This is a genomic window from Candidatus Pelagibacter bacterium nBUS_29 (assembly GCF_051200905.1).
Classification (GTDB): Bacteria; Pseudomonadota; Alphaproteobacteria; order Pelagibacterales; family Pelagibacteraceae; genus Pelagibacter.
Genome location: NZ_CP172843.1, coordinates 414,224 through 430,207, shown reverse-complemented (window position 1 = coordinate 430,207; position 15,984 = coordinate 414,224). Strand labels below are relative to the sequence as shown.

The window sequence follows — 15,984 nt, the reverse complement described above, 5'->3', positions numbered from 1 at the left end:
TTATCCTCTCTTGTAGTTTTTTGCTTTGGATAATACTTTTTTCATTTCTTTTATCGAAAGGATTTTAGGCCTACCCAATTTCAAGCTCGTTATATACTGAAGTGATATATTTTCAACCTCTTCAGCTAGCTCAAAAGCTTTCGGTAAATTTTCTTCTAATGCAATCTGACCGTGATTGCTGATTAAGCAAGCTTTTCTGCCCTTTAAAGCTTTTAAAATATTTTTAGATAATTCTCTTGTCCCATAAGTTGCATATTTTGCACATTTAATATCGTGACCTCCTGCCATAGCTACCATGTAATGAAAAGAAGGAATGCTTTTCTTATGAGTAGCAATAGCCGTTGCATTGGTTGAATGAGCGTGAACTACAGCTTTAGCCTCTTTTTTATTTAGATAAATATCTTGATGGAATTTCCATTCTGAAGAAGGAATTCCTTTTTTTTTGTCAAAATTTCCTTTAAGTGAAACAAAAACTATATCGCTACCTTTTAATGATGAATACTTTTTTCCAGAGGGAGTGATTAAGAAACCATCATTGTATCTTACTGATATATTGCCAGATCTAAGAGCAGATAGCTTTCTGCTGTTAAGCATTTTGGAATATTTGATTATTTCAGCCTTAATTTTCTTCATTAAAAAAAACTTGATTTTAACTTAATTTAAGATCAGACTACATAAAGAAAAAAATGACTGATACAATTAAATATTTTCTTGAAGAAAGTAGAATGCCAAAGACTTGGTATAATATAGCTGCAGATCTTCCAAAACCCCTGGATCCAGTTTTACATCCTGGCACTTTAAAACCAATAGGACCAGATGATTTAGCACCGTTATTTCCAATGGCTCTAATCGGGCAAGAAGTTTCTCAAGAAAGAGAAATTGAAATTCCTGAGCCGGTAAGAGATATTTATAAACAATGGAGACCTTCTCCACTTTACAGAGCAAGAAGATTAGAAAAACATTTAGATACTCCTGCAAGAATCTATTACAAATATGAAGGGGTAAGCCCGTCAGGAAGTCACAAACCAAATACAGCGGTTGCACAAGCTTTTTACAATAAAGAAGAAGGTACAAAAAAAATAACTACTGAAACAGGTGCAGGACAATGGGGAACCTCACTTGCTTTTGCATGTAAGTTATTTGGAATAGAGTTAGATGTTTATATGGTTAAAGTAAGTTTTGAACAAAAACCATATAGAAAATTAGTAATGCAAACATATGGAGCAAGATGTGTTGCAAGTCCATCAGAAGAAACTGATAGTGGAAAAGCTATATTAGCGAAATTTCCAGATAGCTCTGGTAGTTTAGGAATAGCTATTTCAGAAGCTGTTGAAATGGCAGCAAAAAATCCTGATACAAAATATGCGCTTGGCAGTGTGTTAAATCATGTGTTGATGCATCAAACTATCGTTGGAAATGAAACATTACTTCAAATGGAAATGGCTGATGACTATCCTGATATTTTAGTTGGATGTACAGGTGGTGGTAGCAACTTTGCAGGATTAGTTTTTCCATTTTTAGGTAAAAATTTTAGAGAAGGAACAAAAACAAGAGTAATTGCATGTGAACCAAAATCATGTCCTTCACTTACAAAAGGTAAATTTGTTTATGACTTTGGTGATACAGGAAGATTAACACCACTAATGAAAACACATACTTTAGGATCACAGTTTATTCCACCAGCAACACACTCTGGAGGATTAAGATACCACGCTATGGCACCAATGGTTAGCCATCTTAAAGAGCTTAATGCAATAGAAGCAAAAGCATATGGTCAAAAAGAATGTTTTGAAGCAGGCGTTAACTTTGCAAGAACAGAAGGAATTGTTCCTGCTCCTGAAGCTACTCATGCAGTCAAAGGTGCAATTGATGCAGCATTAGAGTGCAAAAAGAATGGTGAGTCTAAATCAATACTATTTAATCTTTGTGGGCATGGTCACTTTGATATGAAGGCTTACGGTGATTTCTTCGAAGGAAACTTAGCTGAAGATAAATTTGACCAAGCAAGTGTTGATAAAGCTTTAGAAGAATTGCCAAAAATTGCTTAATTTAAAAAATTGAGTCTCATAAAACCATTTAGCGGAATAAGACCTAAAAAAAGGTTTGCAAAAGAAGTTACTTCTCCAAACGTTAGTTATATTGATAATTATAAACCAAATAAAAAATTAAACTTTCTAAATTTATTAAATACTTCGAAAATCAATAAATCAAAAAAAATTCTTAAAAGTCTTAAAGATAAAGGCATTATTCAGCAAGATACATCAAATCATTTCTATTTATATAGAATTACATACAATAATAAGAAGTTACTTGGGATAGTTGGAAAAATAAATTTAGATAATTATGATGACAAAAAAATATTAGGTCATGAAGAAACTTTTGTTGAAAGAATTAAAAAAAGAAAAGAGCAATTATTAAAATTCAATAGTCAAATAAGCCCTATTTATACTACATACAATAGTACTCCAAGTTCGTTAAAAAAATTAAAGAATATTTTTAGATTTAAATCAGATTATAATTTTAAATCCAAAGATAAATGCAGACATGAACTTTGGGTTGTTAATAATTTAAATAAAGTAAGATTACTTAAAAATTATCTAAAAAATATAAAGAAGATTTATATATGTGATGGACATCATCGAATTCAAGCAATGTTAAAAAGTAAAAAAAAAATTGCTCCTATGATAATTGCTTTTCCAGATAACCAAGTAAACATATTGGATTATAATAGAGTTGTAAAAACCAACCTAAAATTTGAGAAAATTAAGGAAATAATTTCAAAAAACTTTTCTTTAAAAATATCCAAAATAAATAAAAAACTTAAAAATAATCAAATTGAAATGTATGCAAATAAAAAATGGTATACAATTAAGCCTTTAAAACAATCAAAAGAATTAGATGTAACAATATTAAGAAAATTAATATTAGATAAAATTCTGAAAAATAAAAAAAATATTGATTTCGTATCAGGATTTAAAGGTAAAAAAGCCTTGGAAAATTTTGTAAATTCTAAAAAGTATAATTTAGCATTTAGGTTATATCCTACAAATATTTCACAAGTTTTATCCTTTGCAAAAAAGAAAAAATATATGCCACAAAAGTCTACGTGGTTTCACCCAAAACCACTTGATGGATTAATTTCTTCCAGAATTATTTCTTAAATAATTCTTTTAGACCATTAGATGATGCTTCAGAAATACCTTTTTCTGTTATCAAACCTGTTACATACTTTGCTGGAGTAACATCAAAGGCAAGATTCATTGCTTTACTTTTTTTAGGGTAAATTAAAACTTTTTTGATCTCATTATTTTCATCCACTCCCTCAACATGAGATAGCTCTTCTGAATTTCTTTCTTCAATTGGGATATTTTTACCTTCTTTAATTTCCCAATCGATAGTTGAACTTGGTAATGCCACATAAAAAGGCACATTATTATCATGAGCTGCTAATGCTTTTAGATAAGTTCCAATTTTATTACAAACATCTCCATTAGACAAAGTTCTATCAGTCCCTACAATACACATATCAACTTCACCTCTCTGCATTAAAATTCCACCTGTATTGTCAGCAATTATAGTATTTGGTATTTCTTCCTCATTTAATTCATAAGAAGTTAAATTTGCACCTTGGTTTCTTGGTCTAGTTTCGTCTACCCATACATGAACTGGAATGCCTTTTTTATGTGCATGATATATGGGAGAAGTAGCTGTTCCCCAATTAATAGTTGCTAACCATCCAGCATTACAATGAGTCAAAATATTAACTGTATCTTTCTTCCTATTATAAATTTCCTCAATTATTTTTAATCCATTGATACCTATATTTTCACAAAACTTTTCATCTTCATCACATATTTCTTTAGCTTCATTTAAAGCAACATCTAAGGTTTTGTCACTATTAATCCCTAATAATTTTTTCATCATACGATCTACTGCCCATTTCAAATTAATTGCTGTAGGTCTTGATTGAATTAGTTGTTCTGCACTTTTATTTATAAATTCAGGATTATTATTTTCCTGGATTGCTAAAACTATTCCATAGGCAGCAGTTCCACCAATTAAAGGTGCCCCTCTCACCTCCATAATTTTAATAGCATTTATTGCATCTTTGACTGATTTGAGATCTTTAATTATAAATTTATGTGGAAGCTTTGTTTGGTCAATTATCTTTACTACACCACTGTCAAACCAAATTGTTCTATACTCTTTTCCCTCTATTCTCATTTAGATAAAACTCTACCAGCTACAGATTTAAGTTTATCTATCGTCTTTTGAGTTCTTTTTTCTGGAACTGTAATTATTGCAACATCTAAGCAATTATTTGTTGGATCTTTTGGATCAATATAATTCTCAAAATTATCAATTAAATTTTTAATCATCACCTTAGCTTTTTCAGCATTGCCTAAAAGAACTTTAATAACTTGCTTAACATCGACATTTTCATGGTCAGGATGCCAACAATCAAAATCAGTCACCATTGAAACAGATGCGTATCTAATTTCAGCCTCTCTAGCGAGTTTTGCTTCAGGCATATTAGTCATACCAATAACATCTGCTTTCCATGATCTGTATAAATTTGACTCAGCAAGTGTTGAAAATTGAGGCCCTTCCATCACAACATAAGTTCCATTTCTTTGATAATCTATGTTTGATTTTTTTATAGCTTCTTCACAAGCATTCATCAATCCGTTTGATGTTGGGTGAGCCATTGAAACATGTGCAACAATCTCATCATCAAAAAAAGTTTTAGTTCTTGCAAAAGTTCTATCAATAAATTGATCTACAATAACAAATTTACCTGGTGGTAGATCTTCTTTAAGTGACCCTACTGCAGAAACAGAGACAATATCTGATACCCCTAATTGTTTAAGTGCATCAATATTTGCTCTAAAATTAATATTAGATGGAGAAATAAAATGTCCTCTTCCATGTCTTGGTAAAAAATAAACTTCTTTATTATTGTACTTTGTTTTTAAGATTTTATCTGATGGTTTTCCCCAAGGAGTATTTAAATCAAGTAATTCTCTGTCTTTAAACTCTTCAACATCATAAAGACCACTTCCACCAATTATTGCTAATTTATTAGTTGTCATAGATAAAAATTTAATTATTTATACTTTTATAATTAACTATTATGAATTTAAAAGATTATATTAGATCTATCCCAGATTACCCTAAAAAAGGTATTTTGTTTAGAGATATCACTACATTAATTAAAGATGAAAATGCTTTTGCAGAAACGATTAATCAAATTGTTGAAAGATCTAAAAAATATAATTTTACAAAAATTGCAGCAATAGAGTCGCGTGGCTTTGTCTTTGCCTCTGCAGTTTCCTATGTTTTAAAAAAACCATTCATAATGCTAAGAAAAAAAAATAAATTACCTGCCGATGTTCATTCTGTTGATTTTGAACTTGAATATGGAACAGCTACAATTGAAGTTCACAAAGATTCTTTAGATGAAAATGATAGTGTTCTAATTATTGATGATTTAATTGCAACTGGTGGCACTGCTGAAGCGGCTGCTAAACTTGTAGAAATTTCGAAAAGTAAAGTTGCAGCTTTTGTATTTGTAATTAACTTATTTGATTTAGGTGGATCTGATAATTTAGTGAAAAATAATTATAAAGTTGAAAATTTAATTGATTTTCCAGGACATTAAATGGTAGCGGGAAGTGGGATCGAACCACTGACCTCAGGCTTATGAGTCCTGCGCTCTAACCAACTGAGCTACCCCGCCATTATTTATTGATGACTTATAATATAAATCTTTATTGTTTCAATAACCTTTTTAGGTCAGATTTTTTGCTAAATAACAAAATAAACAGTTAAAGAACTAATTAGAGCGACTAAAAAAAATGAAAAAATAATTCTTTTTTTAAAAGTTCTTTTTTTATCTAATCTAACCCTATTAAGTAAAATATTTACGTTGGTTGTTTTAAAGTTATTTCTTTTTAGATCATTATTTGAAGCAATATCAGAATTTAATAAAGTTATTTCTTGATCGTCTTTTTTCACAACACCATTTAAACAGCAATTAGTTATAAATTCAAACTAAATTAAACTATAATCTTCCAATAATCATGAATTTAAATAAGGATTGAATCTAAATTGATTTATAATTTGATTGTTTTAAAGGTTTAAATAATACTTCAGCTAAATATTTTTGTTTTTCTATTTCAATATATATTTTCTTATCTTTTAATTCATCATTAGTAAGCTCAGTGTTAATATAACCAAAAGACATGTTTTTATTGTAATTAAATGAATAATTTCCTGATGTAGTTTTTCCAATGATTTTATTATCTACATAAATTGGCTCTTCATGATGCAACAGTGGAAAACCAGATTTATTTTCTTTTAAAATAAACATTGTAAATCTTCTGTCTATTTTATTTGATTTAATTTTTTCTAAAGCTTTTTTACCAATAAAATCAAAAGGTTTTTTATAACTAATTGCAAAATTAAGCCCTGCTTGATACTGATTTTCTTCTGGTGAAATATCATGTCCCCAATGTAAAAAACCACTTTCCATCCTCATAGTATCCATCGCATGAGCACCACAATGAGATAATCTGAATTGTTTTCCTATACTTATAATTAAATTATAAATTTCTTTTGCATCTTTGATTGGAACATAAAGCTCATAACCAAGTTCACCAACATAAGATAGTCTTTGAGCCCAAACATTTATCGATTTTATAGTAATATTTTTACCATATCCAAATTTAAAATTTTCATTTGACAAATCATCTTCACAAATTTTTGATAATAATTCTCTACTTTTTGGTCCAAATACACCTAAGCAAACTAAGTCATCAGTAATATCCTTAAATTCAACTTTGGATAACAAATGTTTTAAAATATGGGCTTTATCATGTGTTCTAACAGCTGCAGAACTTATTATTCTAAAATGATTTTTGTCTATACAAACAACCGTTAGATCTGTTTCAATTCCTGCTCCTTCATTAAGCATATGGGTATAAGTGCATTTTCCAATTTCATTTTTAATATTTGCAGTACATAATCTTTGTAATTCTTCATATGCCTTTTCACCTTTAATTTCATATTTTGAGAAAGGTGAAAGCTCAAACAATCCTACATTTTCTATTGTATTTTTACATTCATACTCAACTGATGGATACCAATTTTGATAATTAAAACTATATTTGTAATCTGGTTTAGCATCATCTAACGCATACCACATTGGTCTTTCATACTCACCTGATTGACCAAAACATGCTCCCATTTTTTTTAACTCTTCATGGTATGGAAGCAATCTTTGATCTCTTGAGGTCTTGTGTTGTTTATATGGCCAATGCATATCATACAAATCTCCCAAAGTTTCTGTAACTCTATTCATTATAAATTTTTTAGAAGAATGAAATTTTTGAAATCTTTTAATATCTAATGAATACAAATCTTCATTCATATAACCATTAATCATCCATTCTGCTGTAACTCGCCCCGCTCCACCAGAACTTGCAATACCAATACTATTAAAACCACAACACGTATAAAGATTGTTAACTTCTGCTGTTTCCCCTAATAAATATTGAGTATCGGGTGTAAACGACTCTGGCCCTGAAAAAAATTTTCTAACACCAGCTGTTTCTAACATTGGTAATCTTTTAAAAGATTTTTCTAAATAGGGTTCAAAATGATCAAAATCATCTGGGAACTCTCCAAAAGAAAAATCATTAGGGACTATTCCCTTTTCTTTAAATGCATTCTTTGCGCCTGGCTCAAAAATACCGACGAGCATTTTTCCCGCATCTTCTTTTAAATAAAGACAGTCATTATAATCTCTTAGAACTGGTAGATCTTTTGGCAGATCTTTCATTGGTTCAGTTATTATATAAAAATGCTCATTTGGATATAAAGGAACGCTTACACCGATATCCTCTCCAATTTGTCTAGACCACATCCCAGTTGCAAGCACTACATACTCACAATCTATTTTACCCTCTTTAGTTTCAACACCAGTAATTCTATTGTTTTTTACTAATATTTTAGTCACTGGTGATTTTTCAAATATCTTAGCCCCTTCCATTTTTGCAGCTTTAGCCAACACATTTGTAACTCCTACCGGATCTGCCTGACCATCTTCAGGCATATAAACACCACCCAAAATATCTTGATCATTAATTACAGGATATAAATCTTTAACTTTTTGTTTATCTAAAACTTCAACATTTACGTCAAAAAGTTGAGCAGAGGTTGCTTGTCTTAATAATTCTTGAAGTCTTTCTTTTGAACTTGCTACCGTTATTGCTCCATTTTGTTTTAAACCAGTTGAAAGCTCAGTTTTTTTTTCAAGTTCTTTATAAAGATTAAGTGAATATTTTCTAAGTTTTGTAATTGTGGCAGTTGCACCTAATTGTCCAACTAACCCTGCAGCATGCCACGTAGTTCCAGATGTTAACTGGTCTCTTTCAAGAAGTATTGTATCTTTCCAACCAAATTTTGCTAAATGATAAGCAACTGAACATCCAGCAACACCGCCACCAATTACTACGACCTTACATTTTTTGGGAAGATTTTTTATCATTTATAATTTAAGTATAGATAAAATGTTTGAATCAAGCAAAAATATTTTAGTAACAGGTGGTGCAGGTTACATTGGCAGTCATGTAGTCGAACAATTAATCAAAAATAAAGAAACGGTTATTATTTTAGATAATTTAGTCACTGGGTATAAAAAATTGGTAAATAAGAAAGCTAAATTTATTAAAGCAGATATCAAAAATAAATCTAAGATTACCAAAATTATTAAAGATTATAATATAAGTTCAATTATTCATCTTGCTGCTTATCTAAATGTCAGTGAGGCTGAAAAAAATAAAAAGAAATATTATACAAATAATATTATTGGAACTAAGAATATTTTAGAAGCTTGTAAAAATTCTAATGTTAAAAATATTGTTTTTTCATCGTCATGTAGTATTTATGGAAACGTAAAAGGGTCAGTTAGCGAAAATAAAAAACCAAATCCGCAGGGTTATTATGGATATACTAAATTTAAAGGTGAAGAATTAATAAAAAAACTATCTCATAAATATAAATTTAAATATGGAATTTTAAGATATTTTAATGTTGCTGGAGCAAGTGATTCAGGAAAAATTGGAGAAATAGAAACATCTCATGGTCATTTAATAAAAAATTTAGCAATAAAATCGTTGGAAAAAAAACCTAAAGTTAAAATTTTTGGAAATGATTATAAAACTAATGACGGTACCTGTGTTAGAGATTATATCCATGTATCTGATTTAGCTGATATACATATTAAAGGTTTAAAATATCTAAATAATAAAAATAAATCATTTGTCTTAAATTGTGGCTATGGAAAAGGATATTCAGTTCAGCAAATTGTAAATATCTTTAAAAGAATAAAAAAAGGTGTTGAGATACAATATCAACAAAGAAGACCTGGAGATATTGCCCAGGTATATGCCAACACTAAAAAATTTAAAAGAGTTTTAAAATGGAAACCAAAATATTTCGATATAAAATTAATTATAAAAAGTGCAATAAGTTGGGAAAAAAAATTAGACTACTGAACTAGGGTCAACAAATTCATGACCAAATACATCTGCTACTGCTTTATATGTAACATCACCCTTATGAACATTTAATCCAGCTAAAAAATTTTTATCTTCTCCTAGTGCTTTTTGATACCCTTTATTAGCAAGTTTAACTAAAAAAGGTAGAGTTGCATTGTTTAGTGCTAGTGTTGAAGTTCTTGGAACTCCTCCTGGCATATTAGCTACACAATAATGAACAACATCATCAACAATATAAGTAGGCTCTCCGTGAGTAGTTGGTTTACTTGTTTCAACACATCCACCTTGATCAATTGCAACATCTACAATAACTGATCCACGTTTCATTAATTTAATCATGTCTCTAGTAACTAATTTAGGAGCTTCAGCACCTGGAATTAAAACACCACCTACTAAAAGATCAGCTTCTGAAACTAATTTATTTAAATCAATTTTATCACTTTGCTCTGGAATTATTTTATCCCCAAACATTTCAACGAGTTGTTTTAATCTTGCTTCAGATTTATCAACAATATGAACTTGGGCTTGCATGCCAGTTGCAATAACTGCTGCATTTTCACCTACAACTCCACCACCCAAAATAACAACTTTGCCAGGAGCAACTCCTGGTGCTCCACCTAATAGAAGACCTCTTCCTTTTTGATTTTTCTCTAAACAATGAGCTCCTGCTTGAACAGACATTCTACCTGCAACTGCACTCATTGGCGCTAGCAAAGGTAATCTTCCATTGTCATCTGTTACAGTTTCATATGCAATGTTAATACTTTTAGATTTAATTAATCCTTCAGTTAATTCTTTTGCAGCAGCAAGATGAAGATAAGTATATACAATTTGATTTTCTCTAATCATATCTACTTCGACTTTTTGCGGCTCTTTAACTTTAACTATAATTTCAGCATCATTGAAAATGTCAGCAGCTGAGTTAGCAATTTTAGCTCCTACACTTGTGTATTGTTCATTTTCAAAGCCAGCTTCAAAACCACCGTTATTTTCCACTATTACTTCGTGACCTTCAGATATTAAAGTTTTTACACTTTCTGGAGTTAATCCAATTCTATGCTCTTGTGGCTTGATTTCCTTAGGTACACCTATTTTCATAACGCTACTTTCTTTAATTAAATGTATTAATTTAATTAGTTTTTTTGGTTTTTTTGATAGTTAGTGATACCTGTTCTCAGTTTATCAATAATTTCATCAATATGTTTTTCTTCACAAATAAATTGTGGAGCAATAATTAAACAGTCACCTGTTGCTTTAAAGTTTACTCCTGCTTCATAACAGGCTTTAAAACATTCAAAACCAGCTTTACCTGGTTTAGTATTTAATTTCATATCAATTCCACCCATCATTCCATAACCTCTGATATTATCTACCGACTCTAGATCCTGAAGAGAAAATAAACCTTTTTGGAAGTATGGAGCTAAGTTTTTAGCTCTGTTAAAAATATCATCTTTTTCAAAAATATCTTGAACAGCTAAAGCTGCAGCGACTGCAACTGGGATTCCTGAATAAGTGTATCCATGAAATAATTCAACTGCACCTGTTGGTGAGGCATCCATTACAGCGTCATAAATGCTATCGTTGCACGCAACTACGCCCATAGGCACCACTCCATTCGTTGTAGCTTTTGCCATTGTCATAATATCAGGTGTTACACCAAACTCATGTGCACCAAACTTGGAGCCTGTTCTACCCCAACCTGTAATTACTTCATCAAAAATTAAAAGTATTCCATGCTTGTCACAAATCTCTCTAAGTTTTTGTAAATATCCTTTTGGCGGTACTAATGTTCCTGTTGATCCAGCAATAGGCTCAACAATACAAGCAGCGATATTTTCACCACCAAAGTTTTGACAAATAGTTTCTAAGTCATTTGCTAAATAGTCACCTGTTTCCGGTTGACCACTTACAAATTTATGTTCTGGTAAATGAGTGTGTCTAATGTGTTGAACACCTGGCATTAAAATACTTGCAAATGTTTTAACATTATTTACCATTCCACCAACTGAAACACAGCCAATGTTCATTCCATGGTAACCACGTTCTCTTCCAACAAATCTAAATCTTTGCGCATTCCCTTTAGCTCTATGGTAAGCAACAGCAATTTTAATAGCTGTTTCAACTGCGGTTGACCCACAAATTGTAAAAAACATTTTATTTAAATCGCCTGGAGTGTGTTTTGAAATTCTTGATGCTAATTCAAAAGAACCACCAAAACCTTGTTGAAAAGGTTGAGCATAATCTAAAGTTTCTAATTGTTTTGTAACGGCTTCTGTAATTTCTTTTCTTCCATGACCTAATGGGTTACAAAATAATCCTGAGCTTGCATCGATTTGTGTTTTGCCGTGATGTGTTTTTAAATAAACCCCTTTAGCTTCAGTAATCAATCTTGGATTTGCTTTAAAATCTTTATTAGATGTAAAAGGCATCCAATGTTCATTCAATGAATTTGGTACTGAAGTTCTATTTTCTGAGCTCATAAATTTTCTCTCTTTAATATTAAATTTTATTTTAGTAATTCTAAATCTAGGGCCTCTATAGACAAAAATAAATAGAAATAAATATAATAATTTGACACAACCAAGGATTGTACTGTGCTATTTTTTTGTTTTACATCACTCTCAATATCAAATTAAATGGCACTAATTTATATATAAATTAACTAACGGAGATAAACAAAATGAGAAAAATAATTAGTTTTATTCTTGGATCTATCGTTGCTCTTAACCTTTCTATTTCAGTTGCAAACTCAGCTGCCAAAGAAGTAAGAGTTGCATTCTTTCTAGAATGGCCAACGCCAAACCAAGAAGATAAAGTAAAAGGTATTTATGAAAAAGCTCTAGGTGTTCCAGTTAAATGGACTAACTTTTCAAATGGTGGTGCAATGACTGATGCTATGTTAGCAGGAGATATTGATATTTCTTACTCTCAAGGTTTAGTACCTTTTATTAATGCTGTTAAATCTAAAGCGCCTTTAAAACTTGTAGACATTGCTATGGAATACGGAATGGGTGGAACAACTTGTGTTACATCTAATGCTTCTGGAATTACAAAAGCAAATGGTTCTGAGTTAGAAGGTAAAAAAGTTGCTGTTCCACTAGGAACAATGGCTGAATACGTTTTTGACGAAAGTATGAAAGTTGTTGGAGCTGACAGATCTAAAATGGATGTTATTCAAATGGACCCAGAAGAAGGTGCTGCTGCATTAGTAAGTGGTGACGTTGTTATGGCTTGTCTATTTGGTGGTAACTCTATCAAAGCTGCAACTGCAGTTGGATCAAGACTTTTAACAGTTCAAGAAGCTAGAGATGCTGGTATCTTAGGTATTGATATTACTTCTGTAACTGACAAATTCATGAAAGAAAATCCAGGAATGTTAAGAACTTTCATCGAAGTAACTCACGAAGCAAACGCTAGATACGCATCTGGAAAATCAGATATGGGTGTTATAGCTAAAGATGCTGAAATGAAACTTGGTGATATGAAAGAAACAATCGGTGGATTTAAATTTCTAACACCTTCAGAAACTGAAAAGTCTATGACTTCTGGAAACCTTGCTGGTTTCTTAAAAGGAATGGATACTCCTAACGGAGCAGTTGATACAAGCTTTTTACCTCTATAATTTTTAGAGCGTAAAATAAATTTTAATAGGCGCCAATTAGAAATAGTTGGTGCCTATTTTTTTAAAATATTCTAATATAAAGTATTCTTATGAGTGATTTGGTTTCACAAAATCTAAACATGATTTTTAAAACTCCTAAAGGAGAAACAGTTCACGCATTAAAAGATGTAAACTTTACTTTAAAAAAAGGAGAACTTTTAACAGTTCTTGGCCCTTCTGGATGTGGGAAAACTACTTTACTAAATATTACAGCAGGATTTTTAAGACCAACTTCTGGTCAAATAATATTAGGTGGCAATGAAATTAATGGACCAGGTGTTGAAAGAGGAATGGTATTTCAACAAGGAGCTCTATTTGAATGGCTAACTGTTGCTGAAAATGTGAATTTTGGATTGAGGATGAAAAAAGAAAATCCAGTTGAAACTGCAAAAAAAGTTGAAGAATGGTTAGGAATTGTTGGCCTTCAAGGATTTGGTAACACACCGACTTATCAATTATCAGGTGGTATGCAGCAAAGGGTTGCTCTTGCAAGATGTTTGATCAATGATCCAGATTTAATATTAATGGATGAACCATTAGGAGCGCTCGATGCACTTACTAGAGAAAAAATGCAGTCTTTAGTTTTAAAGATTTGGAAAGAAACTGGAAAAACAATTATTTTAATTACTCACTCAGTAGAAGAAGCACTATTACTTGGTGAAAGACTTTATGTAATGGCTCCAAGACCTGGAAGAATTCACAAAGAATATAATCTTCCATTTGCATCAATGGGATTAAAAGAAGATTTAAGAGATATCAAGAACTTAAAAGATTTTACAAGTAAAAGAGAAGAGATTTTAACCATGATTTGGAACATGGAAGAAGAAATAATGGGTAAGGATATATAAAATGTTTACTCAATTTATCACCTTTGCAATTATTGTAGCCATCATTGGCTGTATTATGTATGGCCGAAAGCTTATTAGAACTGAAAAAGTTGATGCAGTATTTGGAAACCCCGAAAGAGCTAAAGGAGGTACGCACTGGATTATAGTTGGAAGTAGTGTCATTTTATTAACATGGCTTTATTACTCATGGGATATAGCTAAATCGTTTTATCCTCAATCAGCTAACGAATTATGTCAAGTTGGAAAAGTAAACGACTCTTTATTATCACTAAAATATTTATTCCCAATTGAAGAAAGAGAATTCAAAAGTACATCAATCATTAAAGCTGAAAATAAAAATATAGCTAAACTTAAAAATGAAATTCAAAATTCAAAAGATATAAGTGAGCAACACAGATCTTTTTTAATTGGATTAATTGATAAAACTAAATCAACTATTCCATTATTAACAAACGAAAGTTTACTTGAAAATCAAACAAAAATTAAAATTTCAGAACTTGCTGGTAATATTGATCAATTATCCAATGAATTTAAAAAAGAAGATTATCCTTATGAAACTTCAGAACAACGAAATAAAAGATTAATCGATGCTCAAGCTGAAGGTGGTTGGGGTGCATCTGGAACTGCTGTAGAAAATACAGTTGAAGTTCCAACAATTCCTAAAACTAATAAGGGTTTAAAATTTGATGCTGCCGCTCAAGAATTAAAAGTAATTAGTGATGAGTTCTTTAAGCTAAGAAACCATAATTTTCAGTACAAATCAGTAATGAAAGGAATCAAAGATGATGTTAAAGCATTTAGAAAAGCAGCAGATGATAGTGAAGAAGTAGCTTCAACATTAGCTAAAGATGTCCTTAAAATTGCTAGACGAATTGAATACGCGAGTATTTTTCCACCAAATACATTGGATAAAATGCAAAATTCTATACTTAAATTTGATGAGGTACAAAAAAATGAACAAGGATCTTTAAGATTAGTTGATATTCTTTTATTTCCAGCAGGAACCATTGTATCAAGTGGCCCAAATTGCTCTGAACAAGGATCTGGCAGGTGGTTACCAAAACCATCCGATACATTAAATAAATTTATTCTTCTATCAAAACCAAGTGTTGGATTTAAAAATATTCCATTGCTTTGGTTTGAAATGATGGATGTAAGCAAAATTGTTGGTTTTGTTTTACCTGACTGGATTGCAGATATAATACCAGGCAAATACCCTGTGCATAATGAATTTGGAGTTGTTGAGCCTAACTTTAAAAGTAAAGTTTTAAGCGTAGTATCTGGAGAGTTTAGTCTATTTAAAATACCTATCCCCATGGGCCACATATGGGACTCTTTTTTAAGAGTATTATTAGGTTTAGTAATTGGAATTATCTTGGGTGTTCCTCTTGGATTATTTATGGGCTTAAACAGATTTGCTAAAGGTTTTTTTGATCCATTAATTGAATTATATAGACCTGTGCCACCGCTTGCATGGGCTCCACTTATTATATCAGTACTTGGAATTGATAACGTTGGAAAAGTGTTTTTACTATTTATGGTATCGTTTTCTATCATGATTATTTCAGCCAGAGCTGGTGCATCAGGAACTCAATTATCCAAAATCCATGCTTCTCACTCACTAGGTGCTTCTAGATGGCAAATACTTAGATACGTGATATTTCCTAACTCATTACCAGAAATTTTAACAGGTGTTAGAGTTGCAATTGGTATGTGTTGGGGAACATTAGTTGCTGCTGAGTTTTTAGCAGGTACCACTGGTATAGGTTTTGTTGAGAACGTTGCTAAAAAATACTTCCAATATGAAGTTATCTGGATCACTATTTTTGTTATGGGAATGTTAGGTTTATTGTTTGATGTAACTTTAAGAAAACTTATAGACAAATATATTCCATGGCGTGGTAAAGGGTAA

14 protein-coding genes and 1 tRNA gene are annotated in these 15,984 nt (G+C 31.0%); 7 read left to right on the top strand and 8 right to left on the bottom strand.

Going from position 1 to position 15,984, the window contains the following annotated elements:
• Window positions 1–633 carry a class II aldolase/adducin family protein gene (locus ACIJYA_RS02255; protein ID WP_435088857.1) on the bottom strand — a complete coding sequence of 211 codons (633 nt, stop codon included), beginning with the start codon at window positions 631–633 and terminating at the stop codon, window positions 1–3.
• A gap of 53 nt (window positions 634–686) precedes the next feature.
• On the opposite strand from ACIJYA_RS02255, the gene ACIJYA_RS02250 reads away from it, so the two are divergent.
• Window positions 687–2,048: a TrpB-like pyridoxal phosphate-dependent enzyme gene (locus tag ACIJYA_RS02250; protein WP_435088856.1), complete on the top strand. Its 1,362-nt coding sequence runs from the start codon at window positions 687–689 to the stop codon at window positions 2,046–2,048.
• 9 nt (window positions 2,049–2,057) lie between these two features.
• The gene (locus ACIJYA_RS02245) at window positions 2,058–3,161 is read left to right on the top strand and encodes a DUF1015 family protein (RefSeq protein ID WP_435088855.1); all 1,104 of its coding nucleotides are present in this window, start codon (window positions 2,058–2,060) and stop codon (window positions 3,159–3,161) included.
• Here the strand turns inward: ACIJYA_RS02245 and mtnA are convergent.
• Both mtnA and ACIJYA_RS02235 read right to left on the bottom strand, forming a co-directional pair.
• Window positions 3,151–4,224, bottom strand: coding sequence for an S-methyl-5-thioribose-1-phosphate isomerase (gene mtnA, locus ACIJYA_RS02240; RefSeq protein ID WP_435088854.1), 1,074 nt, complete (start codon window positions 4,222–4,224; stop codon window positions 3,151–3,153). The genes ACIJYA_RS02245 and mtnA overlap by 11 nt on opposite strands.
• A complete protein-coding gene (locus ACIJYA_RS02235; RefSeq protein ID WP_435088853.1) occupies window positions 4,221–5,093 on the bottom strand; it encodes an S-methyl-5'-thioadenosine phosphorylase in 873 nt (290 codons plus the stop codon). Before ACIJYA_RS02235 ends, mtnA begins: the two co-directional genes overlap by 4 nt.
• A gap of 41 nt (window positions 5,094–5,134) precedes the next feature.
• On the opposite strand from ACIJYA_RS02235, the gene ACIJYA_RS02230 reads away from it, so the two are divergent.
• Entirely contained in the window at window positions 5,135–5,662 is a 528-nt protein-coding gene (locus ACIJYA_RS02230; protein ID WP_435088852.1) for an adenine phosphoribosyltransferase, read from the top strand.
• Window position 5,663: 1 nt separating this feature from the next.
• Here ACIJYA_RS02230 and ACIJYA_RS02225 read toward each other — a convergent pair.
• The 3 genes from ACIJYA_RS02225 to ACIJYA_RS02215 all read right to left on the bottom strand — a co-directional run bounded on the left by ACIJYA_RS02225 (window position 5,664) and on the right by ACIJYA_RS02215 (window position 8,551).
• Window positions 5,664–5,740, bottom strand: a tRNA-Met gene (locus tag ACIJYA_RS02225).
• 68 nt (window positions 5,741–5,808) lie between these two features.
• The gene (locus ACIJYA_RS02220) at window positions 5,809–6,018 is read right to left on the bottom strand and encodes a hypothetical protein (RefSeq protein WP_435088851.1); all 210 of its coding nucleotides are present in this window, start codon (window positions 6,016–6,018) and stop codon (window positions 5,809–5,811) included.
• An 88-nt stretch (window positions 6,019–6,106) separates the two neighbouring features.
• Entirely contained in the window at window positions 6,107–8,551 is a 2,445-nt protein-coding gene (locus ACIJYA_RS02215) for a GcvT family protein (protein ID WP_435088850.1), read from the bottom strand.
• Between the two features lie 22 nt (window positions 8,552–8,573).
• Here ACIJYA_RS02215 and galE point away from each other — a divergent pair, with 22 nt between their 5' ends.
• A complete protein-coding gene (gene galE, locus ACIJYA_RS02210) occupies window positions 8,574–9,560 on the top strand; it encodes a UDP-glucose 4-epimerase GalE (RefSeq protein WP_435088849.1) in 987 nt (328 codons plus the stop codon).
• On the opposite strand, the gene ald is transcribed toward galE, so the two are convergent.
• Window positions 9,549–10,661, bottom strand: coding sequence for an alanine dehydrogenase (gene ald / locus ACIJYA_RS02205; RefSeq protein ID WP_435088848.1), 1,113 nt, complete (start codon window positions 10,659–10,661; stop codon window positions 9,549–9,551). The genes galE and ald overlap by 12 nt on opposite strands.
• Before the next feature lie 35 nt (window positions 10,662–10,696).
• Window positions 10,697–12,043, bottom strand: coding sequence for an aspartate aminotransferase family protein (locus ACIJYA_RS02200; RefSeq protein ID WP_435088847.1), 1,347 nt, complete (start codon window positions 12,041–12,043; stop codon window positions 10,697–10,699).
• Between the two features lie 200 nt (window positions 12,044–12,243).
• Here ACIJYA_RS02200 and ACIJYA_RS02195 point away from each other — a divergent pair, with 200 nt between their 5' ends.
• From ACIJYA_RS02195 to ACIJYA_RS02185, 3 genes are all read left to right on the top strand, one after another.
• Entirely contained in the window at window positions 12,244–13,185 is a 942-nt protein-coding gene (locus ACIJYA_RS02195) for an ABC transporter substrate-binding protein (protein WP_435088846.1), read from the top strand.
• A gap of 89 nt (window positions 13,186–13,274) precedes the next feature.
• Entirely contained in the window at window positions 13,275–14,072 is a 798-nt protein-coding gene (locus tag ACIJYA_RS02190; RefSeq protein WP_435088845.1) for an ATP-binding cassette domain-containing protein, read from the top strand.
• Window position 14,073: 1 nt separating this feature from the next.
• A complete protein-coding gene (locus ACIJYA_RS02185) occupies window positions 14,074–15,984 on the top strand; it encodes an ABC transporter permease (protein ID WP_435088844.1) in 1,911 nt (636 codons plus the stop codon).